Genomic DNA, 8,107 nt, shown 5'->3' on the forward strand with positions numbered 1-8,107 from the left:
CGCGATCCGTCCGGCCTGGCGGCACACCCGCGCCGGGCCGGGCACAATGGAGCACGCCATGACTGATGCCCAGATGAGCTTCTACGACGCGGTGGGCGGAGCCGAGACGTTCCGCCGACTGACCGCACGGTTCTACGAGGAGGTTGCCAAGGACGAGATCGTCCGGCCGCTGTACCCCGAGGAGGACCTCGGTCCGGCCGAGCGACGCATGCGACTGTTTCTCGAGCAGTACTGGGGCGGGCCGCGCACCTACTCCGACGAGCGCGGACATCCCCGACTGCGGCTGCGTCACCAGCCGTTCACGATCGGTCCGATCGAGCGCGACGCCTGGCTCCGCTGCATGCACATCGCGATCGACTCCATCGACGAGTCGACGCTCGGCGCGGAGCACCGCCGGGCGCTCACCGACTACATGGACATGGCCGCCGCATCGATGGTGAACTCGCCGATCTGACCGCCCCGCGCCACGAGTCGTGATGGTCGGCCGGGTTTGGCACTATGTGAGCTTGTGAGCACTGACGGGGCTGTGAGCACCACCGAGATCGGACCGGAGGCCACCAGTCCGTGGTGGACGAACGCCGTCTTCTACCAGATCTATCCACGCTCGTTCTCCGACTCGAACGGGGACGGCGTCGGTGATCTGGGCGGCGTCCGCGACCGCCTGGGCTACCTCGAGCTGCTCGGGGTGGATGCGCTGTGGCTCAGCCCGGTGATGCGCTCGCCGATGGCCGACCACGGGTACGACGTGTCCGATCCGCGCGACATCGACCCCCTCTTCGGCGACCTCTCGGTGATGGACGGCCTGATCGCCGAGGCGCACGCGCGCCGGATCAAGGTCACGATGGACCTGGTGCCCAATCACACGAGCTCGCAGCATCCGTGGTTCGTCACGGCGCTCGCCGCCGCGCCGGGCAGTCCCGAACGGGCCCGGTACATCTTCCGGGACGGTCTCGGAGTGGATGGCTCGGAGCCGCCGAACAACTGGCCGAGCATCTTCGGCGGGCCGGCGTGGACCCGCGTCTCCGAGGCCGACGGCACGCCCGGCCAGTGGTACCTGCACATCTTCGCCCGCGAACAGCCCGACCTGAACTGGGACAACCCGGAGGTCGCCGAGGATCTCGAGCGGACCCTGCGGTTCTGGCTCGAGCGGGGCGTCGACGGGTTCCGGATCGACGTCGCGCACGGCATGGCCAAGCCCGAGGGCCTGCCGGACCACGACTGGGACACCAACGAGCTGATGCGCAACGACGACGACGATCCGCGCTTCAACAATCCGGGCGTGCACGAGATCCACCGCGGCCTGCGGAGAGTGCTGAACGAGTACCCCGCGACGATGGCGGTCGGCGAGATCTGGGTGCGCGACAACGAGCGCTTCGGCGAGTACATCCGCCCCGACGAGCTGCACCTGGGTTTCAACTTCCGGCTGGCCGAGGCCGAGTTCGGCGCCGACACCGTGCGGGCGGCGATCGAGAACTCGATGGCGGCGGTGGCGAGTGTCGGCGGCACCCCGACCTGGACGCTGTCGAACCACGACGTCGAGCGGGAGGTGACCCGTTACGGCGGCGGCGGGGTCGGTCTGGAACGGGCCCGGGCGATGGCGCTCGTCGAGTTCGCGCTGCCGGGCTCGGTGTTCATCTACAACGGCGCCGAGCTGGGGCTGCCGAACGTGGACCTGCCCGACGAGGCGCTGCAGGACCCGGTGTGGGAGCGCTCCGGACACACCGAGCGCGGCCGCGACGGCTGCCGGGTACCGATTCCGTGGGAGGGCACCGAGCCGCCCTACGGATTCACCTCCGGCGCCTCCACCTGGCTGCCGCTGCCCCGGGACTGGGGTCCTCTGACGGTCGAGGCGCAGCTCGAGGACCTGGACTCGACGCTGACGCTGTATCGGACCGCGATCGAGCTGCGAACCCATCGTCCGGAGTTCACCGGCTCCGAGATCGACTGGTATGGAAGCCCTCCCGGCTGCCTGGCGTTCCGCCGCCGCGGCGGGCTGACCTGCGCACTCAACGCGACAGACGCCCCGATCCCGCTGCCGCCCGGCGAGGTGCTGCTCTCGAGCGCTCCCCTGGTCGACGGCGCGCTGCCGCCCAACGCGGCGGCGTGGCTCGTCTGAGCCGCCGGTCAGAGCACCGAGATCGGGATCTCCCCACCACGCCGGGCGAAGACGGACCCGTAGCGGGCGTCGAGGCGCAGCCACGTCCGGCTCGCACGCACCCGGACCAGTTCCGCCGGATCCACCGTCGCGGACTCCGCGTCCGCGCCGGGCACGAATCCCATTCCGGCGAGCGCGAACACGGTCCGCATGCTGACCACGACGTGCTCGCCGCCGCCGTCGACCGCGAGCACCTCCTGCGCGAGCAGCGAGGCGGGCGGGCCCTTGGGTCCGGCGTGCTCGGCCGCGACCTCGGTTCCCTGCCGGGCCAGGTCCATCAGGATCCGAGCCGGCACGTCGTCGACGTGCACGAAGCCCTCGTCCGGGGGCAGCGCACCACGCCAGGCGGAGTCCATCGAGAAGCCGGGGTCGACCTCGGCACCCGTGCGCAGCGCCCGCAGCAGGCCGTCGGCCGCGACGACGGTGTCCTGCGGCCTGATCCGACCCGACACCACCCGTGCGGCCAGTGTCTCGAATCCCGTTGCCGCCCAGGCAACCACGTGAGTGTCGCCGCGCTGCCGCAGGCGTACCACCGCGGCCTCGTCCAGTCGCACGGCCCGCGCCAGGAATGCGGCGAGGTTCTCCCGCTCCCCCGCGTCCGCGACGGTCAGGACCCGGTCAGCCACGCTTCCAGCCCTCCAGGTACTCGCGTTCGGGCTCGGTGAGCCGGCGCAACCGCTGGGTGTCGATGTCGAACGCGGCGATCTGCGTGGAAGCGACGATCGACGGTGCCGAGCCGGGGTCGGCTCCACCGGCGCGCACCTCGTACCCGATGGTGAAGTCCACGGCCCGCACCTGCTCGATCCACATGAGCACGTCGAGCGGGCCGTCGTCGTGGCGCAGCTGGCCGCGGTACCGCACGTGCAGGTCAGCGATCACGGCGCCGTCGCGCAGCGTGACAGTCGGCCGGTCGTCCTCGAACAACCACGGAATCCGCGCTTCCTCGAGCAGCGTCACCATCCTGGCGTGGTTGATGTGCTGGAAGACGTCCATGTCCGACCAGCGCACCCCGACCTTGGTGTGAAACCCCACCGCCGCCGCATCCACCGTGGCCCCAGCCGCTTCGACCTTCACCGCATACCCTCCGATCGGGTGCCCGCTCCGCGCACCATGCTCCGTACCTGCCGCGCCGCCACCGAGAGCGTCGCGAGGTCAAGGGTCCCAGACTCCACGATCTCGCCGAGCGCTGCCCGCGCCCTGGCGAGGCGCGAGGAGTTCGTCGACTCCCAGTCCGCGATCTTCTCCTCGGGGCTCTCGTGCGGTTCCCCGGCTACGAGCACGTCGGTCGTCAACGACCGCAGCGAGCCGTACAGGTCGTCGCGCAGGGCCAGCCGGGCCAGGGAGTGCCACCGGTCCCCGCGTTCGAGACCCGAGATGGCGGTGAGGAACTCGTCGATGCCCAGGTGCTCGTCGAGTGCGTAGTACAGCGTGCCGACCTCGTCGAGCTCGCGCTCCGCGATGTCGGAGACGTCGATGATGTCGAGGACCGGGAACAGGTCGAGCAGCGAGTAGACCCGCAGCGCCAGCTCGCGTGGGCAGCCCCGCTCGAGCACCGCCGCCGTCCGGGCCTCGAGCTCGGTCAGGTGGTGGCCGCGCAGCCAGCCCCGCGCCGACGGCACCATCTCCCCGACACGCGCCGCGTACCGGTTGATCTCGGCGCCGACCGCGATCGGCTGTGGCCGGTTCGCGAGCAGCCAGCGGGACGCGCGGTCGAGCATTCGACGGGACTCGAGGATCAGGTCGTCGGCAACCGTGACGTCGATCGGCGCGTGGCCGATCTCGGTCCACACCCCACGCAGGTCGAAGATCTCGGCTGCGGCGGTGAACGCGCGGATGGCATCGGTGCTGCCGGCACCGGCCTCCTCCGCCAGCCGGTACGCGAAGCTGATTCCGCCGAAGTCGATCGCCTGGTTGACCAGCGTGGTGGCCACGATCTGCCGGCGCAACCGGTGCGTACGGATCCGCGGAGCGAACCGCTCACGCAGCTGACGCGGGAAGTACCGGGGCAGCCCGGTCGCATAGGTGTCGCTGTCGGGAAGCTCGCTGGCCAGCAGGTCGTCCTTGACCGCCAGCTTGACGTGCGCCATCAGCGTCGCCAGCTCCGGCGAGGTCAGCCCCCGGCCGCTCTCGCGCCGCCGCTCGATCTCCGCCTCGGACGGCAGCACCTCGAGCTCCCGGTCGAGCCCGCGGGTCGCCTCGAGGGCGGCGATCAGGCGCGCGTGCACACCGAGCATGCCCGCCGCGTCCGCGCGGGAGGTGCCCAACAGTACGTTCTGGTAGATGTTGTCGCGCAGCACAAGTCGCGACACCTCGTCGGTCATCGACGCGAGCAGCTCGTTGCGATCCGAGCGGGTGAGCTCGCCGGAACTGACCGCGGTGTCGAGCAGGATCTTGATGTTGACCTCGTGGTCGGAGCAGTCGACACCCGCCGAGTTGTCCAGCGCGTCCGTGTTGATCCGGCCACCGGACAGGTCGTACTCGACCCGTCCTCGCGAGGTCACGCCGAGGTTGCCACCCTCGCCGATCACCTTGGCGCGCACCTCGTTTCCGTTCACCCGGACGGTGTCGTTGGACTTGTCGCCGACGTCGGCCTGCGATTCGCTCGCGGCCTTGACGTAGGTGCCGATGCCGCCGTTCCACAGCAGATCCACCGGAGCCCGGAGGATCGCGCGGATCAGGTCCGGCGGGGGCAACTCGGTGACCGCGTCGTCGAGGCCGAGGGCCGTCCGCGCGGCGGCACTGATCGGCACCGCCTTCACCGAGCGTTCCCACACGCCACCGCCCGCGCTGATCGCCGCGCGGTCGTAGTCCGCCCAGGACGAGCGGGGCAGCCGGAACAGGCGCTCGCGTTCGCCGAACGACCGATCCGGGTCGGGGTTCGGGTCGAGGAACACGTGCCGGTGGTCGAAGGCGGCGACCAGCCGGATGTGCCGGCTTAGCAGCATGCCGTTGCCGAACACGTCGCCGCTCATGTCGCCGACCCCGACCACCGTGAAGTCGTCGACCGCGGGGTCGAGCCCCATCTCCCGGAAGTGCCGCTTGACGGACTCCCAGGCGCCCTTGGCGGTGATGCCCATCGCCTTGTGGTCGTAGCCGATCGAGCCGCCGGAGGCGAACGCGTCGCCGAGCCAGTAGTCGTACTGCGCCGCGACCTCGTTGGCCAGGTCGGAGAACGCCGCGGTGCCCTTGTCCGCCGCCACCACCAGGTAGGTGTCGTCGCCGTCCCGGCGGACCACCCGCGCCGGCGGCAGAACCGCCCCGGTGGCGGGGTCGACGTTGTCGGTGACGTCGAGCAGTCCGGAGATGAACAGCCGGTAGCAGGCCTGCCCCTCGGTGAGCGCGGCCTGCCGGTCTGCCACCGGGTCACCGGTCGCCTGCGGCGGGCGTTTGACGACGAATCCACCCTTGGCTCCGACCGGCACGATCACCGCGTTCTTGACCGCCTGCGCCTTCACCAGGCCGAGAATCTCGGTGCGGAAGTCCTCACGGCGGTCCGACCAGCGCAGCCCGCCGCGCGCGACCGCACCGAAGCGCAGGTGCACGCCCTCGACCCGGGGCGAGTACGCGAAGACCTCGAAACGCGGTCGAGGACGGGGAAGTTCGGAGATCCGGCCGGGATCGAGTTTGAACACCAGGACGTCGCGCGGACCACCGTCCGGCCCGCGGACGTAGGCGTTGGTGCGCAGCGTCGCCAGGACCAGCGAGAGCATCCCACGCAGGATCCGATCCGCGTCGAGGCTGATGACCTCCTTGATCTGCGCCCGCAGTTCGGCGGCCAGACTCGCGGCCCGCGACGGTCCGTCCTCGGGGGAATCGGGTTTCGCGGCGTCCGGGTCGAAGATGGCGCCGAACAGTTCGACCAGCAGGCGGGCGGTGTGCGCGTGCTCGAGCAGCACCCCCTCGATGTGGAACTGACTGTAGGGAAAACCGGCCTGGCGCAGGTATTTCGCGTATGCACGAAGCACCACGGCCTGACGCCACTCGAGCCTGGATCGCAGCACCAGTTCGTTGAACTTGTCCGGTTCGGAGCGCCCGAACCACACCGCGGTGAACGCGTCCGTGAAACGCTTCTGCAGCGCCCGCGCCTCGTCCGACTCCGCGATGTCCTCGGCCTCGCCGAGCTCGCGGTCCAGGTTCTCCTCGACCTCGGCGTCGATCAACTCGGGAGCCGCGGACAACCCGAAATCGTAGATCCAGCAGGTGGTCCCGTCCGGTCTGCTCACCGAGTACGGGCGCTCGTCGATCACCTCGACGCCGAGGCTCTGCAGCACCGGCAGCACCTGGCTGAGCGAGACCCCCTCCCCGCAGATGTACAGGCTGAACCGCCACTGACCCGGCTGAGCCGTGCGCCAGCGGTACAACTCGAGGTCGATCTCGTCGGGGCCGAGCACCTCGAGCCTCGCGATGTCACGCATCGCACGGGCCGCGCTGAAGTCCTCCTTGTAGCTCTCCGGGAACGCGGAGGAATACCGCTGGGCGGTGAGCGTGCCCACCAGCGGCTCCACCGCGGCCAGGTCCGCCAGGTCGTCGTCCCAGGACCGGGTGGCCGCCGCGAGCAGCGACTCGACGCGCTCGCGGTTGGCGGCGGAGGTGTCGACGGCGACAGCCTCCCGGTCGACTGGCTTACGGATCGTGAAATGCACCATCGCGAGATCGGATTCGGTGACCCGGGCACCGTAGTCGAGGGTGCCGCCGCCGAGCTCGCGCAGCAGGATCGCCTGCATCGCCAGCCGGGTCCGGGTGTTGTAACGGTCCCGCGGCATGTACACCAGGGCCGAGACGAAGCGGCCCGCGCGGTCGTCGCGCAGGAACAGTCTCGCCTGCCTGCGCACACCGATCGCGAGGACAGCGGTGACGGTCTCGAAGAGGGTGTCCGCGTCGATGGAGAACAGTTCCGTGCGCGGAAACGACTGGATCACCTCGAGCATCGCCTGCCCGGAGAACGAGTGCAGCTCGAATCCCGCGCGCCCGATGACCTCGTGCGCCCGGCCCGAGATCACCGGGATGTCGAGGACGTTCTCGTGCAGGGCCGTCACCGTGAACACCCCGAGGAAGCGATGCTCGCCGATGATCCGGCCGTCGTGATCGACCTCGGTGACGGCCACGAACGAGGGGTACACCGAGCGGTGCACGGTGGCCGGCATCGGACCCTGCGCGAAGGTGAGCAACGGCCTGTCTACACCGAATTCCGGTGCCGGCAGGTCGATTCGGTGATCGGTGCGGGTCTTCGCCCCGAGCACCCCGAGTCCGCTACCGGCGACGATGTGCGCGGCAGGCATGCCGTGCACCCCTGGGTCCCCGAACTCGTAGCGCCGGTACCCGAGCAGCGCGAAGTTTCCCGCGGCGAGCCAGCGCAGCAGCGCCGCGCACTCGCGCACGTCCCGCTCGCGGTAGCCGCCGACGCCGAGGTCGGCGAACGTGTCGAGCTGCTCGGCGAGCGCGGCCTGCGTGTAGCGCATCGCGTCGGTGTCGGAGATGACGTGCCGCACGTCGGCAAGCACGTCCCGGACGGCCTGGGCGATCTCGTCGAACCGCGCCGGGTCGGTCGCCGGGTGCAGCTGCAGGTGCATCCACGACTCGGAGTGAGTCGACCTCTCGTGCTGACCGCCGTCGACCAGGACGTCGACCAGTTCGCCGTCGCCGTCCCGCTGCACACGCAGCACCGGGTGCACGATCTCGACGATGGTGACCCCGAGCCGGGCGAGCATCGCGGTCACCGACTCCACGAGCATCGGCATGTCGTCGGTGACCACCTGCACGGCCGGAGCGCCGACCGTCGGCACGCACACCCGCGACACCGAGCGATCCGGCGGCCGATGCTGGGCGAAGGTCAGATGTTCGCGGAACGCGGCCATCGCCTCGTCGGTGACGGCGCCGCCGGTCCACGCGAAGTCGGTGTTCCTGAAGTAGGCGGCGGTGACCTCGGGCAGGTGGACGGCGAGCCTGCCGGGC

General features: G+C 70.3%; 5 protein-coding genes. 2 read left to right on the forward strand and 3 right to left on the reverse strand.

What is annotated here, in order from left to right; all coding sequences use genetic code 11:
- The first annotated feature begins 58 nt into the window (after positions 1 to 58).
- Together ACFXGJ_RS15175 and ACFXGJ_RS15180 are read left to right on the forward strand one after the other, a co-directional pair.
- Complete coding sequence (locus tag ACFXGJ_RS15175) at positions 59 to 454, forward strand: globin (protein ID WP_378621256.1); 396 nt, start codon at positions 59 to 61, stop codon at positions 452 to 454.
- 72 nt (positions 455 to 526) lie between these two features.
- Positions 527 to 2,116, forward strand: a complete 1,590-nt coding sequence (locus ACFXGJ_RS15180) for a glycoside hydrolase family 13 protein (RefSeq protein WP_378621258.1) — start codon at positions 527 to 529, stop codon at positions 2,114 to 2,116.
- An 8-nt stretch (positions 2,117 to 2,124) separates the two neighbouring features.
- Here the strand turns inward: ACFXGJ_RS15180 and ACFXGJ_RS15185 are convergent, their stop codons facing one another.
- The 3 genes from ACFXGJ_RS15185 to ACFXGJ_RS15195 form a co-directional block, all read right to left on the reverse strand.
- Complete coding sequence (locus tag ACFXGJ_RS15185; protein WP_378621260.1) at positions 2,125 to 2,781, reverse strand: hypothetical protein; 657 nt, start codon at positions 2,779 to 2,781, stop codon at positions 2,125 to 2,127.
- On the reverse strand, positions 2,774 to 3,229 hold the full coding sequence (locus tag ACFXGJ_RS15190; RefSeq protein WP_378621262.1) for an acyl-CoA thioesterase: 456 nt from the start codon (positions 3,227 to 3,229) through the stop codon (positions 2,774 to 2,776). Before ACFXGJ_RS15190 ends, ACFXGJ_RS15185 begins: the two co-directional genes overlap by 8 nt.
- The coding region (locus tag ACFXGJ_RS15195; RefSeq protein WP_378621264.1) for an NAD-glutamate dehydrogenase at positions 3,226 to 8,107 on the reverse strand (4,882 nt) is incomplete at its 5' end. The genes ACFXGJ_RS15190 and ACFXGJ_RS15195, both read right to left, overlap by 4 nt.

Origin of the sequence: Rhodococcus sp. NPDC059234 (genome assembly GCF_042754225.1) — a bacterium.
GTDB lineage: Bacteria > Actinomycetota > Actinomycetes > Mycobacteriales > Mycobacteriaceae > Rhodococcus_G.

Bases quoted from the DNA above. Each gene is read 5' to 3' on its own strand.
- ACFXGJ_RS15175 (WP_378621256.1), top strand. From the start codon at position 59: ATGACTGATGCCCAGATGAGCTTCTACGACGCGGTGGGCGGAGCCGAG.